At 60.6% G+C, this 19,446-nt stretch carries 15 protein-coding genes; 6 read left to right on the top strand and 9 right to left on the bottom strand.

Annotation, left to right across the window (positions count from 1 at the left end; genetic code table 11):
* The first annotated feature begins 265 nt into the window (after window positions 1-265).
* Entirely contained in the window at window positions 266-1,435 is a 1,170-nt protein-coding gene (locus BGO80_RS19370) for a GGDEF domain-containing protein (protein ID WP_126151484.1), read from the top strand.
* Window positions 1,436-1,442: 7 nt separating this feature from the next.
* Here BGO80_RS19370 and BGO80_RS19365 read toward each other — a convergent pair whose 3' ends face one another.
* Window positions 1,443-2,960, bottom strand: a complete 1,518-nt coding sequence (locus BGO80_RS19365; RefSeq protein ID WP_286722989.1) for an ABC-F family ATP-binding cassette domain-containing protein — start codon at window positions 2,958-2,960, stop codon at window positions 1,443-1,445.
* A gap of 812 nt (window positions 2,961-3,772) precedes the next feature.
* Between BGO80_RS19365 and parE the strand changes: the two genes are divergently transcribed.
* From parE to BGO80_RS19350, 3 genes are all read left to right on the top strand, one after another.
* Window positions 3,773-5,782, top strand: coding sequence for a DNA topoisomerase IV subunit B (parE, locus tag BGO80_RS19360; protein WP_286722988.1), 2,010 nt, complete (start codon window positions 3,773-3,775; stop codon window positions 5,780-5,782).
* 339 nt (window positions 5,783-6,121) lie between these two features.
* Complete coding sequence (locus BGO80_RS19355; protein ID WP_286722987.1) at window positions 6,122-7,513, top strand: DEAD/DEAH box helicase; 1,392 nt, start codon at window positions 6,122-6,124, stop codon at window positions 7,511-7,513.
* A 143-nt stretch (window positions 7,514-7,656) separates the two neighbouring features.
* Window positions 7,657-8,724, top strand: a complete 1,068-nt coding sequence (locus tag BGO80_RS19350) for a GGDEF domain-containing protein (protein WP_286722986.1) — start codon at window positions 7,657-7,659, stop codon at window positions 8,722-8,724.
* 51 nt (window positions 8,725-8,775) lie between these two features.
* Here BGO80_RS19350 and aroA read toward each other — a convergent pair whose 3' ends face one another.
* The 8 genes from aroA to BGO80_RS19310 form a co-directional block, all read right to left on the bottom strand.
* Window positions 8,776-10,056: a 3-phosphoshikimate 1-carboxyvinyltransferase gene (gene aroA, locus BGO80_RS19345; protein ID WP_286722985.1), complete on the bottom strand. Its 1,281-nt coding sequence runs from the start codon at window positions 10,054-10,056 to the stop codon at window positions 8,776-8,778.
* A gap of 119 nt (window positions 10,057-10,175) precedes the next feature.
* Window positions 10,176-10,556 (bottom strand): HesB/IscA family protein, encoded by a 381-nt coding sequence (locus BGO80_RS19340; protein WP_223214253.1) that lies wholly within the window; start codon window positions 10,554-10,556, stop codon window positions 10,176-10,178.
* Between the two features lie 54 nt (window positions 10,557-10,610).
* Window positions 10,611-10,982, bottom strand: a complete 372-nt coding sequence (locus BGO80_RS19335) for an SUF system Fe-S cluster assembly protein (protein ID WP_126151490.1) — start codon at window positions 10,980-10,982, stop codon at window positions 10,611-10,613.
* 10 nt (window positions 10,983-10,992) lie between these two features.
* Complete coding sequence (locus BGO80_RS19330) at window positions 10,993-12,213, bottom strand: cysteine desulfurase (protein ID WP_286722984.1); 1,221 nt, start codon at window positions 12,211-12,213, stop codon at window positions 10,993-10,995.
* Window positions 12,214-12,291: 78 nt separating this feature from the next.
* Entirely contained in the window at window positions 12,292-13,500 is a 1,209-nt protein-coding gene (sufD, locus tag BGO80_RS19325; protein WP_286722983.1) for a Fe-S cluster assembly protein SufD, read from the bottom strand.
* Window positions 13,500-14,261: a Fe-S cluster assembly ATPase SufC gene (gene sufC / locus BGO80_RS19320; protein WP_286722982.1), complete on the bottom strand. Its 762-nt coding sequence runs from the start codon at window positions 14,259-14,261 to the stop codon at window positions 13,500-13,502. Before sufC ends, sufD begins: the two co-directional genes overlap by 1 nt.
* Window positions 14,262-14,321: 60 nt before the next feature.
* The gene (sufB, locus tag BGO80_RS19315) at window positions 14,322-15,851 is read right to left on the bottom strand and encodes a Fe-S cluster assembly protein SufB (RefSeq protein WP_126151494.1); all 1,530 of its coding nucleotides are present in this window, start codon (window positions 15,849-15,851) and stop codon (window positions 14,322-14,324) included.
* Between the two features lie 63 nt (window positions 15,852-15,914).
* On the bottom strand, window positions 15,915-17,060 hold the full coding sequence (locus BGO80_RS19310; protein ID WP_286722981.1) for a cysteine desulfurase family protein: 1,146 nt from the start codon (window positions 17,058-17,060) through the stop codon (window positions 15,915-15,917).
* Window positions 17,061-17,343: 283 nt separating this feature from the next.
* Here BGO80_RS19310 and BGO80_RS19305 point away from each other — a divergent pair, with 283 nt between their 5' ends.
* On the top strand, window positions 17,344-18,006 hold the full coding sequence (locus tag BGO80_RS19305; protein ID WP_126151697.1) for an alpha/beta hydrolase: 663 nt from the start codon (window positions 17,344-17,346) through the stop codon (window positions 18,004-18,006).
* A gap of 132 nt (window positions 18,007-18,138) precedes the next feature.
* Entirely contained in the window at window positions 18,139-19,389 is a 1,251-nt protein-coding gene (gene tyrS / locus BGO80_RS19300; RefSeq protein ID WP_286722980.1) for a tyrosine--tRNA ligase, read from the top strand.
* Window positions 19,390-19,446: the final 57 nt, after the last annotated feature.

The following is a 19,446-nucleotide window of genomic DNA, read 5'->3' as shown; positions in this document are numbered from 1 at the left end:
AGGGAAAATTTCGGCATGCCTACCGGTATATGAAAAATCACGCACCAGTTTCGAAGCTTCTCTCGGTTCGCATAATATATATTATGGAACTTTTGTTGATGCGAAATGTGGGTTTTGATGGCTGTTCGGCGTCTGGTTCCGCCATAATGGCTGCGCACGGTAGAAAACGCGCGGAATGGCGCGATGCGATTAACGTCGCGGTTATCTGTGCATCTTTATCATCCGGGCGCGCATAAAGGCGCATGTCGGCAGGAAAATTCGCGCCATGGTTCAGCAGTTCTTTGCCGTCATGAACCCCTTGCTCTCGTTGCTATTGGCAGGAGCTTTCGCCACCCTGGCATTGCGCTGGACGTCACAACGTCATCTGGGGCTGATTTCGGTGGCGTTCGCGCTGACATCCATTGCCTTTTGGGCAACGGCCTATGGTATCGGACCCAATGCCGACTTTTCGCGTTACGTTGCCAATGTCGGATTTTTCAGCGCGGTAACGCTGGCTTGCGTGTGCACCATCATGCGCGCCGGGCTCAGAGTGCCGGTGCCGATGTATATAGTATTGGTGGCACTCACGGTTGCGGGATTTGCCTGGTTCGAGGTGGTGATGCCCTCAACGCTCGGGCGCATCTACGTGATGGCGATCGGCTTCAATGCCATTTCCCTCGTTACCTTGGTGCATTTGCGGCGCAAGCCGAACTGGGCGCTGGCCGACTACATGATCGCGGCGGCGGTGTGCTTCGGAATGCTGCTCTCGATCGTCCGGCCGATCCTGGCGCATCTGCACGTCCTCGATATCGGCGCCGAGGGCACGTTTCTGCAATCGACCTATTGGGCCACCGTCGTTGCCTTCACGCCCATTCTTTCGGTTGGCGTCGGCTTCGTGTTTCTTGCGGCCATTGCGCTCGATATCTACGAGCAGGTCAAGACTGAGGCCAACCACGATTATCTAACCGGATTGCTGAATCGGCGCGGGTTCGAAACCTTGGTGGAAAGCGATCTCACAACGGCAAAGAAGCCGGCACTGCTGATCGCCGATATCGACGACTTCAAGAAGGTCAACGACACCTATGGGCACCAGACCGGCGACGCCGTCATCCGGCACGTGGCCGAGATTTTGGCGCACCATGGCCAGGCGCTGTATGCGGCACGCATCGGTGGCGAGGAGTTTGCCCTTTATTATAGCGACATGGAGCGGCCGCCGCTGCGCGCAATCGCCGATGATATTCGCTTGGCCCTGGCGCAATCTGATGGCTCGGGCCCGCCAGTGGAGAAAATGGTGACGCTCAGCATTGGCCTGCATTGGCGCGATACCGGCGAAGGGCTGGCGCAGATGCTACACCGCGCCGATCAGGCGCTGTATCGCGCCAAGCGCGCCGGCAAGGATCGCGTTGAAAACAGCGCGATCCAGTTGCATTCCATCCGGCCTCAAGCGCGGGCCTGACCTCGAGCTACGCGTCAGCCGCCATCTGTGCCAGGAACGGCTCCGGGCTATCCACTTCGACCAGTTTTTTGCCATCGATCATGAGGTAGCGGGTCGCCACCGCACGCAGGAAGGCCCGATCGTGGGAGACGAGAAGGCAGGTGGCCCCCTGCCCGCAGATATCGGCTTCGAGTTGCTCCTGTCCGGCGATATCGAGGTGATTGGTCGGCTCGTCCAGAAGATAGAAATTCGGCTCTGCCAGGCGCAGGGCCAGGAGCGCCACACGCGCCCGCTGGCCCAGTGACAACGTCCGGATCGGCCTGGTCTGGCGATCCGGAGCGAAGCCGGCGCCGGCCAACAGGGCGACGGTGCGCCGATCACCTTCGTCGAAGCGATGTAAGAGGTAATCGAGCGGTGACGGATCGAGCGGTAGCCAGCTCAGGTCCTGGTCGAGATAGCCGGGTGCAATCTGGGGGCTGAGCCGCATGCCTGGCGGCACATCGCCGCCCAGGGCCCTGGATACCAGCCGCATGAATTGTGACTTGCCGGTGCCGTTGCGACCGAGCAGCGCGATGCGGTCGCCTTGGAAGACATGCAGTTTGGCGATGGTAAAGAGCGCCCGCGCATCGGGCGTACTGACTGGAACGGCCTCGAACGCCATCATCACACGCGCATCGGCGCCACTATTGCCGAGTTTGACGAGACCGGTGCGCTCCTTGTGCACCGACTGGACCTGACCTTCGATCTTCTCTGCCCGTTCCCGCAATTGTTTGGATTTGACCGTCAGCAGATCGCTACCCGAATTGATGCCGATATTGGTGAGCTTGGCCGCTTGCTTGCGCAGTTGCGACACCTGCTTGAGGTCGCGCTCTCGTTGCGCTTCGGCAGCAGCATCGACGCGATCGAGCTCCTGGCGGGCGGCCGAATAGGCCAGCGGCAGATAGACCTGCTCGCTGGGGCGCAGAAACAAAGTGCGGTTGGTGGTGGCGTCGAGAAAGGCGCGGTCGTGGCTAGCAATGACCACTGGCATAGTGCGAGTGGCGTAGTCCATCCAGGTCTCGAGCGCCAGGATGCGGCCGACATCAAGATGATTGGTGGGCTCATCGAGGAGGAGTATGTCGGGCTGCCCCACCCAGCCGCGCGCGAGCAAAGCCATGCGCTGCCAGCCGCCGCTCAATTGTCCAAGCGGCAGAGATCGTAGATGTTCGGGTATGGCAAATTCTTCCAGCACCATGTCGACGCGCCAGAATTCGTCCTGATCGGTGGCTGCACCGAGGCCCTGGGTGATGAAGTCGCGCGCGGAAAGTGCGAGGCTCGCGGCCGGCACTTCCTGGGGGACATAGCCGATGGCCAGGCCGCGCGAGCGCGTCATCTCGCCATCGGAAAGCTCGACAAGGCCAGCCATGGCGCGCAGCAGTGTGGATTTGCCTCGACCATTGGCGGCGACGAGACCGATGCGGTCGGCATCGCCGATTACCAGGTTGAGATTGGAAAACAAGGTTTCGCCAGCGCGGTGGCCAGCGTTGCGAAGGCTGATGGTTGCCATTGCTTAGTCTTTCTGGATCGGCGCGTCACGCAGACAGGCGCCATTGCCAAAACCTCAGCGGCTTGATTGACAAGCCGCCATGAAGGGCAAACCAGAAGGTGTTGGAACGTCTATCGTGCCGAACCAGTCCCGGTCAGCCCTGCAGCATCTGCCGCAGGGCATAAACGGGTCCGCGCTGACGATGCGTGTGAAATACAGTCATGCAGCCCTCCCCCGTTCGCGTTGTGGACACGCACATGACTAGCTGCGCTGCCGAAGCAACGCAAGCCAGTTCATGCGAGAAAGAAGACAAGGCTTACCCCGAAAAGCGTGCCCAAACGGGACACGCGGAGATTGGCCAGCCGGTACGCAATACTGAAAATTCCGGCTTCCGGCCAATGACCGAGGTGTGATGAACCGATACCTTTCGGTGGATACGCAATACTCGTCGGATCGGCTCGCATACGGCAACTCCAGACAAAAACCGTATGTCCATCTTTCTATCAGGGTGCACTTAAGAAAGTGCTTTCAAGAAGCAAACGAGGCGTAAACCGAACGCCTTGTTTTGGGACTCAAACTGTATCGATCCGGGGACCGGACCACGCACCCGCACGAGTTCGGCGGCTCGGTTTGTGCTCTTGCCGCCTCATGCGCTGCTCATCTGCAACTGAAGGTCCCTGCCCTTCAGGTCAAACGTTCGTCTACCGTTCTGCTTGACGGCGCGGAGGCTTGCGCGGCTGTGGGAATTGCGGACAAGCGTCAAGTGCCCGGAAATGGCTGGGTTATGCTAGGAATCGGTCTTGCCCGATTCGGGCTCAAGCAATGGAACGTGCATGTCAGATCTCTTCGGTAGCGCCGCGCCTCAACCGGGACAGCCCAAAAAGCCAACACCGGCAAAGGCGAGCGCGCCTGCGCAGACGCAAGAGGCTTATGGCGCCGCCGATATCGAGATTCTGGAAGGGTTGGAGCCGGTTCGGCGCCGGCCCGGCATGTATATCGGCGGCACAGATTCCAATGCCTATCACCACCTCTTCGCCGAGGTGATCGACAATTCCATGGACGAGGCCATTGCCGGGCATGCCTCGCGCATCGAAGTGCATCTGGGTGCCGACGGATACATTACGGTTACCGATAATGGCCGTGGCATCCCGGTTGAAAAGCACCCGAAATTTCCCAACCGGTCGACACTTGAGATCGTGCATACCGTGTTGCATGCCGGTGGCAAGTTCGACTCCAAGGCTTATGAAACCTCAGGCGGCCTGCATGGCGTCGGCGTTTCGGTGGTGAATGCGCTTTCCGACGATATGGTGGTCGAGGTGGCGCGCGAGCAGCAGCTCTATCGCATCCAGTTCAGCCGCGGCATCGTCGTTCATGATGTCGAGCCGGTCGGAAGGGTGCAGAACCGTCGAGGCACCACGACGCGCTTCCATCCCGATCCGCAGATTTTCGGCGTCAGCGCTCATTTCTCGCCCGGCCGCATTTTCCGCATGACCCGGGCCAAGGCCTATCTATTCGGCGGCGTCGAGCTGCGCTGGAGCTGCGACGAAAGCCTGGCCAGTGAAGACGTGCCGGCCAAGGCGGTGTTCCACTATCCCGATGGGCTCAAGGATTTCATGACCGCCCGCATCGAAGGCGAGACGCGGATCACCGACGAGATATTTTCGGGCAAGAGCGGCCGGCCGGGCAGCCATGGCTCGGTGGAATGGGCCATTGCCTGGACCATTGGCGATGGTGGCGTGCAATCCTATTGCAACACCGTGCCGACGCCCGATGGTGGTACCCATGAGGCTGGCCTGCGCATGGCGCTGCTGCGCGGGCTCAAGAATTATGCGGAGCTGACCAAGAACAAGGGGGCAGCGAACCTCACTGCCGAGGACGTGCTGACATCGTGCTCGGCCATGCTGTCTGTTTTCGTGCGCGAGCCCGAATTCGTCGGCCAGACCAAAGACAAGCTGGCTTCGGGCGAAGCAACGCGCATTGTGGACTCGGCGCTGCGTGATGCATTCGACCATTGGCTGGCGGCCTCGCCGCAACAGGCGGGCAAGCTGCTGGACTGGGCTGTCGAGCGGGCCGAGGAGCGCCTGCGCCGCCGCAAGGAAAAGGAAATCGATCGCGCCAGCGCCACGCGAAAGCTGCGGCTGCCGGGCAAGCTGGCCGACTGTACGCAAAATGCCGCCCAGGGCGCGGAGATCTTCATCGTCGAGGGCGACTCGGCAGGTGGATCGGCCAAGCAGGCGCGCAATCGCTCCAATCAGGCGGTGCTGCCGTTGCGCGGCAAAATCCTCAACGTAGCAGGCGCCAGTCGCGACAAGCTGGCTGCGAACCAGCTGATCTCCGACCTGATCCAGGCGCTCGGCTGCGGGACGCGTGACCGCTATGCCGAAGACGATCTGCGGTATGACAAGATCATCATCATGACGGACGCCGACGTCGACGGTGCCCATATTGCGTCGCTGCTGATCACTTTCTTCTTCCAGGAAATGCCGCGCCTGATCGAAAATGGCCACCTCTACCTGGCCATGCCGCCGCTCTACCGCATCAGCCAGGGCGGCAAGACGCTTTATGCGCGTGATGACGCACACAAAGACGAGTTGATGGCGACCGAATTCACCGGCAAGGGCAAGGTCGACATCACACGCTTCAAAGGTCTGGGCGAAATGCCGTTCGCACATTTGCGCGAAACCACCATGTCGCCGGTCACGCGCACCCTGCTGCAAGTCAAGATTTTGGATGATCGCGACGCCACCAAGACAACAGTCGACCGGCTGATGGGCACTAAGCCAGAAGCCCGCTTCGAGTTCATCCAGGAGAACGCGGCCTTCGTTACTGACCTCGATATCTAGCGATTTCGATGCTGCGCTTAACCGCAATAGCAGTCAAATCGCCCGAGACCGTTGACAGGCAAGGGCTTTGCGCTATGGTCCGCGCCGCCGGTATGACTTGAAGACCAGGGACAAACTACTGTTTTCCCCTGATCGGCGAGCCCGGTGGGGCATTGGTGCGCAGATGCTGCCTGCATCAGTTCCAGCGCCCGAGTGCGGATGCGTCTTCATCCATCTGTCCGCAGAGCTGCACGGGCCCCGCGCGTTGACGCGGAACCCCATCTTCAAAGACCGGGAGCCCGGCCCGACATGTTCGGACCGGCCGTTCCCAGGCCAGAATCCATGAGTGGAACCACAGACTTGACCGATACATTCTCCGGACTTGGACTTTCCAGCAAAGTCACCGATGCGGTGGCAGAGGCCGGCTATACCAAGCCCACCGAAATTCAGGCACAAGCTATCCCTCACCTTCTGCAGAAGAAGGACTTGATCGGCATTGCCCAGACCGGCACCGGCAAGACCGCCTCCTTTGTGCTGCCGATGTTGACGCTGCTCGAAAGCGGCCGCGCCCGGGCCCGCATGCCGCGCACGCTCATTCTTGAGCCAACGCGCGAACTGGCAGCCCAGGTGTCCGAGAATTTCGAAAAATACGGCAAGAACAATCGCCTCACCATGGCTCTGATCATTGGCGGTGTGTCGTTCGAAGACCAGAACAAGAAGCTCGACCGCGGCGTAGATGTGCTCATCGCCACCCCCGGCCGCCTGCTCGACCAGATCGAACGCGGCAAGATCATGCTCAACGGCGTCGAAATCCTGGTGATCGATGAGGCCGACCGCATGCTCGACATGGGCTTCATCGATGACATCGAAAAGATCGTCAATCGCCTGCCGCCGCGCCGCCAGACCATGTTGTTCTCGGCGACCATGGATGGCCAGATCGAGAAGCTGACCAAGAAGTTCCTCAAGGATCCGGTGCATGTGCAGGTATCCCGCGCTGCATCGACCGCCGACACCATCGACCAGAAGCTGGTCAAGGTCTCGTCAAAGCCGGACGAGAAGCGCGCCGCACTCCGCTCGCTCATCGACGATTCCGAAGGGCTGACCAACGCCATCATTTTTTGCAATCGCAAGCGCGACGTGGCCACCCTCGCCCGCTCGCTGGAGCGTCACAAATATTCTGCCGGCGCCCTGCATGGCGACATGGACCAGAAGAGCCGCATGGAAACGCTTGATGCGTTCAAGACCAACAAACTGACGCTTCTGGTGGCCAGCGACGTGGCAGCGCGTGGCCTGGACATTCCGGCAGTGAGTCATGTGTTCAATTTCGACGTGCCAGTGCATGCGGAAGATTACGTGCACCGCATCGGCCGTACGGGTCGTGCCGGACGTTCGGGCGTGGCCTACACCATGGTGGCTCCCGCAGATGGCAAGCATCTCGATGCCATTCTGAACTTGATCCAGAAGCCGATCGAATGGCTGGAGACCGGCAAGTCTTCTGCGCCCCAGGCGGCAAATGACGAGGCTCCCGCAGCCGAGGAAAAGCCGAAGCGCGGTCGGCGCGGCCGAGCCAATACCCGACCGGTGGAAACAAAGGCCGAAGAAAAGCCGGTTCAGAAGCCCGCCGCTGCGTCGCGCCCTGCCCCGACTCGGCCTGCAAAGCGGAATGACGATGTTGTCGAGAGCAACTCGCCTTTTGGCGACGATGGCCCAATTCCGGCGTTCTTGTTGCGGCCAACACGGCTCGCACAGTAATCCAAAAGCAATATTGTGGCTGCTAACATAGGAAACTTGTTAGCGGCATGTTGTGTGCAAGGCAGTTGGGACGGTATTTAGGATAAAACGACTCACCGAAGGTCCTGGACCTTTGGCGCGGCGCAAAGGGGCGCGGGTAGGCAGTGTCGGATCAAGAATTCAAGCGCGCATTGGGCTATGCCACCGCTGCATTCGACCTGCTGAAGCGGAGCGGGATACCCCCCTATCCGCAATTTTACGAGTTGCTTTATACTTATGCGACCGGCGTAAATCCCTCTCTTAACAACCGGATCAACGCCATCTTCCGGGGCGGCACGATGCCATCGGCCGAACTGGCCGAGACGCTCTACTACGAGTTCATGAAATCCGACGCCAATGAGCGGATGTCGAGCGTGTCGCAGCGCATGCATGCGCGTATCGAGGCGGTGCATGACGCTATCGATTCGGCGATGACCACAGCCAATGCCTATTCCGGCTCGCTACAGTCGGCGACAGGCGACCTCGAGCGCGACCTCAGTGAAGACGCGATGCGCCAACTGGCTCAGCGGCTATTGTCGGAAACGCGTCGTATGCAGGACACCAATCGCCAGCTCGAAAAGAAGCTCGAAGCCTCGCGCGACGATATTGCCGCTCTGCAGCGCGATCTCGACGATGTGCGGCGGGAGTCAATGCTCGATCCGCTGACCAAGATCGCCAATCGCAAGAGCTTTGACGAGGGCCTCGCCGGCGCCATCGATGATGCCAAGCGCACGCGCGCGCCGCTGAGCCTAGTTCTGGTCGATATCGACTATTTCAAGAAATTCAACGACACCTATGGCCATCAGACGGGTGACCAGGTGTTGCGGCTTGTGGCTATGACGCTGAAGTCCAACATCAAAGGCCGCGATCTGGCGGCCCGTTATGGTGGCGAAGAATTTGTCGCCGTGCTGCCCTCCACCGATCTCGATGGCGCCGTGATTGCCGCGGAAAATGTGCGCAAGGCCATCCAGGCCAAGGAATTGCTGAAGCGCTCGACCAATGAAAAGCTCGGGCGCATCACTGCTTCGTTTGGCGTCGCGATGTTCCGCGCCGACGACAATGCGTCCTCGCTGATCGAGCGCGCCGATCGGTGCCTCTACGCGGCCAAGCGCGCCGGCCGCAATCGTGTGGTGGCTGAAATCGATCTGGTCGAGATCGATGTCACCGCCAGTACCGGCGTCTCCGCCGCCTGATCCGGTATTTCTCTGCTTCTTTGCCGTTGCACCCTTGCGGGTGACGACGACCTATTCGGTCGCCGCCAGTTCAACACCCAGCGATCTCAACATGTCCCAATATTCGGGATAGGTCTTGCCGGTGCAGGCCGGGTCCAGGATGACGATGTTGGGTATCAGTAGTCCGGCCAGCGCAAAGCTCATGGCGATGCGGTGATCGTGGTAGGTTTCGATCTTGATGCGGGAGTTGCGGCCAGCAAGGCTTGATGCGAGCGCAGGGTCCGAAGCGACGAGCAAATCGTCCCCCTCTTCGATAGCCAGGCCCGGAAAAATGCGATTGAGCTCGTTGGCGACGGCGCGGATGCGGTCGGTTTCCTTGACACGCAGATTGGCGATGCCGACGAAGCGGACAGGCGTGTTGTTGAAGGCCGCGACCACGGCCATTGTCGGCACCGCGTCCTGCATTTGTGAGCCGTCGATGACGGCGGGCATATTGGGATAGGACGCGATGATGGCTTGCGCGGCGGCGTCGGGCTGGGTGAAGGCGTAAGCCTCCACGCCGAGATCGATCCTGCCACCTGTCAGCGCCTCGATCCCCCAGAGATAGGTGGCCGCTGACGCATCTGGTTCGATGTGGAAGTCTGTGGCCGTGTAGCCGGTGGGCTGAACTGACCAGGACCCGTCATCGCGTGCCTCCACAACAGCGCCAAAGGCGCGCATGGCCGCGAGCGTCAGGTCGACATAACCACGCGCGCCGATATCCTTGCCGGTCAGTGCGACTTCGATGGGGCCATCGCCGAACGGCGCGGCCATCAGGAGTGCTGAGACGTATTGGCTAGAAAGCGAACCATCGATCTCCACCCTGCCCTTTCCGAAGCGGCCATTGCCGCGAACGGTAACCGGCGGGCAGCCGGTGGGGCTTTCGGCAGCGATGCCGAGCGAGCGCAAGGCATCGACCAAAGGCTTGATCGGGCGCAGCCGCATGTCTTCGTCGCCATCGACGACCACTGAGCCGTCGATAGTGGCAACAGCGGCGGTCAGAAAGCGCGTGGCGGTGCCCGCATTGCCCAGGAACAGCGGCCCCGCAGGCGCGACCAGCCTGCCGGTACTGGTGACGCGGAAACTGGTCGCGTCTGGCTCGTCCACTGCTACGCCCATTTCGCGCAGGGCGCGGGCCATCAGCACCGTGTCCTTGCTTTTGAGAGCGCCAGTGAGCGTGCTGGTGCCCTCGGCCAAGGCAGCCAGCAGCAAGGCGCGATTAGTGATCGACTTGCTTCCAGGCGGGGAAACGCGGCCGGTCAATGGACGGTTTGGCGGGATAATGGCGTAGGCAGGGGGAAGAGCGTTCGGCATGATGGGGGATCAATGCACCATGGCGAAGCGCTGTGCAACTTCGTTCCACCGGCAAGGCGAACTACCCCCTCCTAACCTCCCCCCAAATGGTGGGGAGGCGGGTGGCCGAACGGTGGGGACTAAGCCCCTGCCCTGGCCTCGGCCAGCGCTTTCAGATCCGCCGCAGCCAGCGTCACGCTTTCGCCGCAGCCACAGGCGCCGGTCTGGTTGGGGTTCTTGAAGGTGAAGCTCGAACCCATCTTGGACTGCTCGAAATCCATCACCGTGCCAAGCAGGTACATCGTGGCCTTCGGATCGACCCAGACATGGACACCGTGATCTTCCACGTGGTCATCGCCGGCGATAGGCGCCTCGACATAATCCATGGTGTAGGACACACCGGCGCAGCCGGCATTCTTGATACCGACGCGCAAGCCGACAACGGGCTTTTCGCTGTCTTCGATGATCTCGGTGATGCGCTCCGCGGCGGCATCGGTCAGCGACATGATCTTGAACGGCATAGGCGTGTGACCTTTTATCGGCGGTTCACGATATATAGGCGCAAATGCGCGGGATTACCACCAGTTCAACGCGACCTGAGCCTCTTCGCTCATGCGCGAGGCGTCCCAGGGGGGATCGAAGACCATGTTGACGGTGACGTCCTGAATACCTTCCACGCCGCGAGCCGCATTCTCGACCCAGCCCGGCATTTCGCCAGCAACCGGGCAGCCCGGCGCAGTCAGCGTCATGTCGATGGTGAGGTTGCGATTATCGTCGAGATCGACCTTATAGATCAGGCCGAGTTCGTAAATATCGACTGGGATTTCAGGGTCATAGACCGTCTTGAGCGCCCCGATCAGATCGGACGTGATGCGCTCGACTTCGCCCTCGGGAATGGTCGAGGGCATGGTCGGCTGGATGCGAGTATCGATGGCTTCTTCGGTCATTGTGCCTTCCTCAGGCGAAAAATTTCTGGGCGCGCTCGATGCCGTCGACCAGCGCGTCAACATCGTCCTTGCCACTATATAGGGCCAAGGACGCGCGGCAGGTAGAGGTCACGCCGAAGCGCTTGAGCAGCGGCTGGGCGCAATGGGTACCAGCCCGAACAGCGATACCGTAGCGATCGAGAATGGTGGCGACGTCGTGGGCGTGGGCCCCGGCGATCTCGAAGGAGAAAATGCCGCCCTTTCCGGGCGCTGTACCGATCATGCGCAGTGAATTGATGCGACTGAGCCGCTCATGCGCATATTCGGCAACGTCATGTTCATGGGCGGCAATGGCGTCGCGGCCAAGACCTTCCATGTAGTCGAGCGCGGCTCCGAGGCCCATGGCCTGCACAATGGGGGGCGTGCCGGCCTCGAAGCGATGCGGCGGCTCGTTATAGGTGACGCCCTCAAGCGTAACGGCTTCGATCATCTCCCCGCCGCCCTGATAGGGCTGCATGTCGGCGAGAAGATCGTACTTGCCATAGAGCACGCCGATGCCGGTGGGGCCATAGAGCTTGTGGCCGGTCATGATGTAGAAATCGGCATCGAGATCCTGCACATCCACCTTGGTGTGGACTGCCCCCTGTGAGCCATCGACCAGAACCGGAATGCCGCGTGCATGCGCCATCGCGATCATGTCCTTGATCGGATTGATGGTTCCCAGCACGTTGGACATATGTGTAACCGCCACGATACGCGTCCTGTCGCTCAGAGACGCCTCGAAAGCATCGAGATCGAGACTACCATCGTCGCGCACATCCACCCACTTGATCACCGCGCCCTTGCGTTCGCGGTGGAAATGCCAGGGCACGATATTGGAGTGGTGCTCCATGATGGTGAGCACGATCTCGTCACCCTCGGCAATGCGGGGCCCGCCGAAGGAGGACGCGACCAGATTAATTGCCTCGGTCGCCGACTTGGTGAAAATGATCTCTTCGATCCGACCGGCATTGAGAAAGCGGCGAGCGCTCTCGCGACCGGCTTCGTAGCCCTCGGTGGCGCGGTTGGCCAGCGTGTGCAAGCCACGATGGACATTGGCATATTCGTGCCGGAAGGCATGGTCCATCCGGTCGAGGACCTGCACCGGCTTCTGCGCCGACGCGCCGCTATCGAGATAGACCAGGCGATGGCCATGGATCTGCTCAGACAGGATGGGAAAATCGGCGCGGATTTTTTCGAGGTCGAAGGTCATCAATCATCCACCGGAGTGGCCTCTGGTCTCCCCTCCCCCTTGAGGGGAGGGATGCAATGGAGCCGAAGCTCCGGCCGCTTACTGTCCCAGCAACCACCCGTCGACGACGCCTTGCAGGGCTTCGTTGAGGGCTTCGTCCTCCACCGGGTCGAGCAGTTCGGCGATGAAGCCACGGACCAGCATGGTCTCGGCCTCAGCCTTGGGAATGCCGCGGCTCAAGAGGTAGAACAGGCTGTCTTCGTCCAGCTTGCCGCAGGTGGAGCCATGGCCGCAGACGACGTCGTCGGCATAGATTTCCAGTTCCGGCTTGGAGAGGATCTCCGCGTCATCCGACAGCATCAGACCCTGATGCATGAACTTTGCATCAGTCTTCTGAGCGTCGCGAGCGACGATCAGCTTGCCCTGAATGACGGACTTGGAGCGGCCACGGGTGATGGACTTGAACAGCGGCTGCGAGGAGGTATGCGGAACGGCGTGCGTCGTTTCCATGGTGATATCAGCGTGCTGCCCATCCGATACGAGGTTGAGCCCGGTGATATCAGCGTGAGCCTCGGCACCGCCCAGCGTCGGGAACAGCTGGGTGCGGGCGAGGCTGGCGCCGGCATGGATGATCAGCGTGCGCAGCTTGGCACCATCGGCGAGATGATATTCGTTGGTGGCAAAGTGGCTGACGCCAGAGGCGCTGAGATCCAGCGTGATATGGGTCAGCACAGCATTCTTGCCTAGGGCGATATAGCTGGCATGGTTGCCGACATGGGCAGCATCGGAGCCGGAAAAGGTCTCGAGAATAGTGGCGGCGGCACCATCTGCCACGAACACCTTGAGCGCATCGGCCACGTGGGCAGCTTCGCCTTCGATGCGGCGCTCGATCTGAATGACCGGATCGACGCTACCCTCAAGCGTGAGGGTGAGCGCAGTCTTGGCCAAAGCATTGCCGATATTGACGATGACGTCGTCGCGCGTGGTCAAAACGCCACCATGGGCCTGGCCGACGATAACGCCTGCGGGAGCCGTGGAGGCGTTCTGGATCACGCCATTGGCGACCATCAGATTGAAGGCGCCCGGCACCCGTAGCGCCGGAGCGCTGGCTTCGTTGGCAGGTTGCCCACGCGCTGGAACGGCGCGCAGCAGGGTCTTCAAATCGGTGTAGTGATAGGCCTCGACACGACGGGTCGGCAGGCCGGCCACGGTGATGCGTTCAGCGACCTGATCAGCGCCGACAGCCTTGAGCTGAGCAATGAGGGTCTCTTCGGCGGAGCCGAGCCTTACGGGAAAGTTCGGACGCATTATGCTGCCTCACCACCGTAATTGGCATAGCCCTCGGCTTCGAGCTTGAGCGCCAGGTCCTTGTCACCGCTCTCGACGATCCGGCCATCAGAGAAGACATGCACCACGTCAGGCACGATGTGGTTCAGCAGACGCTGGTAATGGGTGATGACCAGCATGGAGCGCTTACCATCACGCAGGGCGTTGACGCCCTTGGAGACGACCTGCAGGGCGTCGATGTCGAGGCCGGAATCGGTTTCGTCGAGGACGGCGAGCGAGGGCTTGAGCAGCGCCATTTGCATGATTTCGGCACGCTTTTTCTCACCGCCGGAGAAACCGACATTGAGCGGACGCTTCAGCATGTCGCTGTCGACGTTGAGCTGGGCACCGGCTTCCTTGACCAGACGCATGAAGTCCGGGGTCTTGAGCTCATCTTCGCCGCGCGCCTTGCGCTGGGCGTTTATCGCTGCCTTGAGGAAGGTCATGGTCGCGACGCCCGGAATTTCGATCGGGTACTGGAAGGCGAGGAAGAGGCCCGCTGCGGCGCGTTCGTCGGGCTCCATTTCGAGGATGTTTTCGCCGTTGAGTAGGATTTCGCCCTCGGTGACTTCATAATCTTCTTTGCCGGCAAGCACATAGCTCAGCGTCGACTTGCCCGAGCCGTTGCGGCCCATGATGGCGTGGACTTCACCCGGTGGGATTATGAGGTTCACACCCTTGAGGATTTCGCGCTCCTCGATACGAGCATGCAGATTGCGGATTTCAAGAACGGGAGTGGTCATCTTTTTTCTCCAAGGCCGGGGTCGCGTGTCGCGCCACCCGGAAATTGATCTGTTACAGGTTTAGCCGACGCTGCCTTCGAGGCTGATGGCAATCAGCTTCTGAGTTTCGACCATGAATTCCATCGGCAGGTGCTGAAGCACGTCGCGAACGAAACCATTGACGATCAGGGCGACGGCATCCTCTTCCGAGAGGCCGCGCTGCATGCAGTAGAACATCTGGTCGTCCGAGATTTTCGAGGTCGTGGCCTCGTGCTCAAACACGGCCGTGCCGTTGCGGCTCTCGATATAGGGCACCGTGTGGGCACCGCATTTGTCGCCGATCAGCAGCGAGTCACACTGGGTGAAATTGCGGGCATTCTTGGCCTTGGCGTGCGCCGAGACCTGACCACGATAGGTGTTATCCGAGAAGCCAGCGGCGATGCCCTTGGAGATGATACGGCTGGACGTGTTCTTGCCCAGATGGATCATCTTGGTGCCGCTATCGACCTGCTGATAGCCGTTCGAAATGGCGATGGAATAGAATTCGCCACGCGAACCGTCGCCGCGCAGAATGCAGCTCGGGTATTTCCAGGTGATGGCCGAGCCGGTTTCCACCTGCGTCCAGGAAATGTGCGAATTGACGCCGCGGCAATCCCCGCGCTTGGTGACGAAATTGTAGATGCCGCCCTTGCCGTCCTTATCGCCCGGATACCAGTTCTGGACGGTGGAATATTTGATCTCGGCATTATCGAGCGCCACCAGTTCGACGACGGCAGCATGAAGCTGGTTTTCGTCACGGCTCGGAGCCGTGCAGCCTTCCAGGTAGGAGACATAGCTGTCATCGTCGGCGATGATCAGCGTGCGCTCGAACTGGCCAGTGTTCTTTTCGTTGATGCGGAAATAGGTCGACAATTCCATGGGGCAACGGACGCCCTTGGGGATGTAGACGAAGGACCCATCGGTGAAGACGGCAGAATTGAGCGTGGCGTAGTAATTGTCGGAGACCGGGACCACGGTGCCGAGATATTTCTGCACCAGTTCCGGGTGCTCACGCACCGCCTCGGAAATCGAGCAGAAAATGATGCCGACCTTGGCCAGTTCTTCGCGGAAGGTTGTGACGACAGATACCGAGTCGAACACGGCGTCGACGGCCACGCCGGCGCCGAACGGCGTACCGGTCGGCTCGCCCGCGCCCTGCACACCGGCGAGGATCGCCTGTTCCTTGAGCGGAATGCCGAGCTTGGCATAGGTCTTGAGCAGTTCCGGATCGACTTCATCCAGGCTCTTCGGACCAGTCACCGACTTGGGCGCCGCGTAGTAGCTGATCGCCTGATAATCGATCTTGGGATAGTGGACTTTTGCCCAGTTGGGCTCTTCGAGCGTCTGCCAGCGGCGGAACGCATCCAGGCGCCATTCCAGCATCCATTCCGGTTCCTGCTTCTTGGCGGAAATGAAACGGACGGTATCCTCGGTCAGGCCAGGCGGCAGCACATCGGATTCGATGTCGGTCTCGAAGCCGTACTTGTATTTGTCGACGTCGAGCGCCAGCACCTGTTCGACCGTTTCCCGGTCGATCTCTTCCTTGAGGGTCGGAATATCGTAGTCCGCCATTCGGCTTCTCCTTTTTGTCCCTCGGCGGGTCAAGGCCGCCGCGAACGATAGACTTTTGGGCGGCTAGGCCGCCTGCCCTCCCCGCTTCCGGCGGGAAAGGAGCGTTTCGAAACCATCGAGAAATGCCTCGGCATCCTCGACGCGTGAATTCCAGCCGAAGCTGACCCGCAGGGCACATCCGGCAAGCGCCTTGTCGACGCCCATAGCCGCGAGGACATGGCTGGCGCCGACCTTGCCCGACGAGCAGGCGGAGCCTGAGGACACCGAGAGCCCCATCAGGTCCAGTGCCATCATGGCGGTGGCATTGCCGAGGCCGGGCACGGCGAAGTTGACGACATTGCCGATCCGTTCGGCTGATTGGCCAAAGATAACCACATCTGGCGCCATGGTCCGCAAGCCGGTCTCGACGGTGTCGGTGAGGGCGCGCATGGTATCAGTATTAGAGCTAGCGGCAGCGGCAGCGGCGCCAAAGGCAGCAATGAGCGCAGCAGACTCGGTGCCGCCGCGGCGGCCTTGCTCCTGCCCGCCGCCCGGAATCAACCTGACAGTGTCGGCATGGCCCTTGACCAAAAGGCCGCCTATGCCTGCAGGGCCACCGATCTTGTGCGCGCTGATCGCCATCATGTCGGGTGCAGAGGCGGCAAAATCCAGCGGCAGCTTGGCGAGCGCCTGTACCGCGTCGACGAAGAGGCTGTGGCGCGTAGGGCCGACAAGGGCATTTATCCGCGCCATCGGCTGGACGACGCCAGTTTCATTATTGACCCAGTGCAGCGCAACTAAGAGCGTAATGCCTTCGGCGTCCGCACGAGCAAGCGCGGCAACCAGTTGATCCAAATCAAGGCGGCCATCGGCCTGAAGCCCGATAGTCCATATGTCAAGGCCGGTTGCCTCTGCAGCCTTCAGTACGGCTGCGTGCTCGCCGCCGCTGACCACAATGGCATCGGGTGCAAATGCTTTGGCGCCACCGACGATTGCCTGGGTGATCGCCTCGGTGGCTGAACCGGTGAAGACGAGTTGGCGCGTCTCGGCGCCACAAAGGCGCGCCACCTGCTGTCGGCCGGTCTCGATCCGGTCCCGCAACGCCCGACCATGCCCATGGACGGACGACGGATTGCCATTGAGCTCGAGCGCAGCAAGCAACGCCTCCCGCGCTTCTGGCCGAAGCGGGGATGAAGCATTGTGATCGAGATAGACCGCAGCTTTGCTCATCGCGTTATCCGGGCGCATGCGCACCCTTCATACCTCTCATGTGCGGCTTGCGGGGTTCGAACCCCATCAAAACCAAACACTTCTTGAAATTCGAGGCCCAACTTCATTACAAGGGGCGCTCCAAATGGCCGATCCGTGGCCAAAACCGCGTTTTGAACAATTCTAAACTGGTTTTTCGGACCCATGTTTTAGGGAGCCCCCCGCGCTTAGTCAAGCCGCGCGGCAGCTTTCCCGGGCCCGGAACGACCGTTGTGACACAGCCGAGAAGGCCGGAAACAAACCTATGCCAGAAGTGATTTTCAACGGCCCGGAAGGGCGCCTGGAAGGGCGCTATCAGCCGGGCAAGGAGCCGAATGCACCGATTGCGATCGTGTTGCATCCGCATCCGCAGTTCGGCGGGACGATGAACAATCAGATCGTCTACAACCTGTTCTATATGTTCGCGGAACGCGGCTTTTCGGTGCTGCGCTTCAATTCGCGCGGTGTCGGCCGCAGCCAGGGCGTGTTCGACCACGGCATCGGCGAGCTTTCCGACGCAGCGGCGGCGCTGGACTGGCTCCAAATCATCAACCGCGAATCGCGAGGCTGCTGGATTGCGGGCTTCTCCTTCGGCGCCTGGATCGGCATGCAGCTGCTCATGCGCCGTCCGGAAGTGGAAGGGTTCATCTCCATCGCGCCGCCGGAAAACCTCTACGATTTCTCCTTCCTTGCCCCCTGCCCGTCTTCCGGCCTGATCATCCATGGTGACAAGGACCGCGTCGCGCCGCCGAGTTCGGTGCAGAAGCTGGTCGACAAGCTCAAGACACAGAAGGGCATCACCATCGAACAGCAGGTCGTGGAAGGGGCAAACCACTTCTTCGAAGGCAAGATCGACGAATTGACGGCCAACTGTGCCGAGTATCTCGACCGTCGTCGTCAGGAGATCGCGGACGGCGGCGGGCGCTGAGTTAGAGGCGCATTGAAGCGACCCATTGGTGGAACCCCGCCCTGAGCCTGTCCAGGGGCGAGGTTCCAAACAAAACGATCTCATGGTTCGACAGGCTCGCCATGAGGTCTCACCAGGCTTCAGTGGTTCAAAATGACCAAGTTCAAATCCGACTTCCTGCGCGTGCTCGACGAGCGCGGCTTCATTCACCAGATTTCCGATCCGGAAGGGTTGGATCAGCTCGCGGCAACGAGCAAGATCACCGGCTATGTCGGTTATGACGCGACAGCGACGTCGATCCATATCGGTAACCTGATTACCGTCACCATGCTCTATTGGCTGCAGGAAACCGGGCACCAGGCCATCAGCCTGATGGGCGGCGGCACTTCCATGGTGGGTGACCCGTCCTTCCGCGACGATCAGCGCAAACTGCTGACGGTCGAGCAGATCGCCACCAATATCGAGAGCATCAAGCGGGTCTACGGCAACATTCTCAATTATGGCGGTTCCAACCCTGCCATGATGGTGAATAATGCCGACTGGTTGTTGAAGCTCAACTATGTCGAATTCCTGCGCGATGTCGGCCGCCATTTCTCGGTCAACCGCATGCTGAGCTTCGACTCAGTGAAGCTGCGCCTTGATCGCGAGCAGTCGCTGAGCTTCCTCGAGTTCAACTACATGATCATGCAGGGCTATGACTTCGTCGAGCTCAACCGGCGCTATGGCACGGTGCTGCAGATGGGCGGTTCTGATCAGTGGGGCAACATCATCAACGGTGTCGATCTCTCCCATCGCATGGGCGGGCCGCAGCTTTATGCGCTGACCACGCCGCTGCTGACCAAGTCGAGTGGCGAGAAGATGGGCAAGTCCGCCTCTGGCGCCGTCTGGCTCAATGGCGACCTCTTCAGCCCCTATGACTTCTGGCAGTATTTCCGGAACACGGAAGACGCCGACGTGGTGAAGTTCCTCAAGATCTTCACCCGTCTGCCGATCTCCGAGATCGAGCGCATCGGCGCCTTGGGTGGTAGCGAAATCAACGAAGCCAAGAAAATCCTGGCGACCGAAGTGACGGCTATCGTGCATGGCCGTGATGCCGCCATTCAGGCCGCCGCGACGGCATTGGCGACGTTCGAGGCCGGGGCCATCGATCTGTCACTGCCGACCGCCGAGGTGACCCATGCCGAACTGAATTCCGGCATCGGTATCCTCAATGCCTTGGTCAAGGCCGGCCTTGCCGCTTCGAATGGCGAGGCGCGCCGCCATGTGGCCTCTGGCGCGGTGAAGGTCAACGACGAGAGCGTCGAGGATGACAAGCTCAGCCTTGGCGAAAACGCCCTGCTGACGGAAGGCGTTATCAAGCTGTCCGTCGGCAAGAAGCGCCACGCGCTGATCAAGCCGATCTGATGGTCCGAACACATTGACGTTTGAAAGGGCGTCGCACCATTGGGTGCGGCGCCTTTT

This window comes from Devosia sp. 63-57 (assembly GCF_001899045.1).
Classification (GTDB): Bacteria; Pseudomonadota; Alphaproteobacteria; order Rhizobiales; family Devosiaceae; genus Devosia; species Devosia equisanguinis.
Note: the sequence above shows the minus strand (reverse complement) of the source record. Positions and strands in the feature narration are given on the sequence as shown.

What these genes read in the sequence shown, in the direction of transcription:
- BGO80_RS19310 (WP_286722981.1), bottom strand. Translation starts at nt 17,060, where the DNA reads ATGAGCAAAGCTGCGGTCTATCTCGATCACAATGCTTCATCCCCGCTT.
- BGO80_RS19335 (WP_126151490.1), bottom strand. Translation starts at nt 10,982, where the DNA reads ATGACCGAAGAAGCCATCGATACTCGCATCCAGCCGACCATGCCCTCG.
- BGO80_RS19365 (WP_286722989.1), bottom strand. Translation starts at nt 2,960, where the DNA reads ATGGCAACCATCAGCCTTCGCAACGCTGGCCACCGCGCTGGCGAAACC.
- parE (WP_286722988.1), top strand. Translation starts at nt 3,773, where the DNA reads ATGTCAGATCTCTTCGGTAGCGCCGCGCCTCAACCGGGACAGCCCAAA.
- sufC (WP_286722982.1), bottom strand. Translation starts at nt 14,261, where the DNA reads ATGACCACTCCCGTTCTTGAAATCCGCAATCTGCATGCTCGTATCGAG.
- aroA (WP_286722985.1), bottom strand. Translation starts at nt 10,056, where the DNA reads ATGCCGAACGCTCTTCCCCCTGCCTACGCCATTATCCCGCCAAACCGT.
- BGO80_RS19340 (WP_223214253.1), bottom strand. Translation starts at nt 10,556, where the DNA reads ATGCCGTTCAAGATCATGTCGCTGACCGATGCCGCCGCGGAGCGCATC.
- sufD (WP_286722983.1), bottom strand. Translation starts at nt 13,500, where the DNA reads ATGCGTCCGAACTTTCCCGTAAGGCTCGGCTCCGCCGAAGAGACCCTC.
- BGO80_RS19330 (WP_286722984.1), bottom strand. Translation starts at nt 12,213, where the DNA reads ATGACCTTCGACCTCGAAAAAATCCGCGCCGATTTTCCCATCCTGTCT.
- BGO80_RS19305 (WP_126151697.1), top strand. Translation starts at nt 17,344, where the DNA reads ATGCCAGAAGTGATTTTCAACGGCCCGGAAGGGCGCCTGGAAGGGCGC.
- tyrS (WP_286722980.1), top strand. Translation starts at nt 18,139, where the DNA reads ATGACCAAGTTCAAATCCGACTTCCTGCGCGTGCTCGACGAGCGCGGC.
- BGO80_RS19370 (WP_126151484.1), top strand. Translation starts at nt 266, where the DNA reads ATGGTTCAGCAGTTCTTTGCCGTCATGAACCCCTTGCTCTCGTTGCTA.
- sufB (WP_126151494.1), bottom strand. Translation starts at nt 15,851, where the DNA reads ATGGCGGACTACGATATTCCGACCCTCAAGGAAGAGATCGACCGGGAA.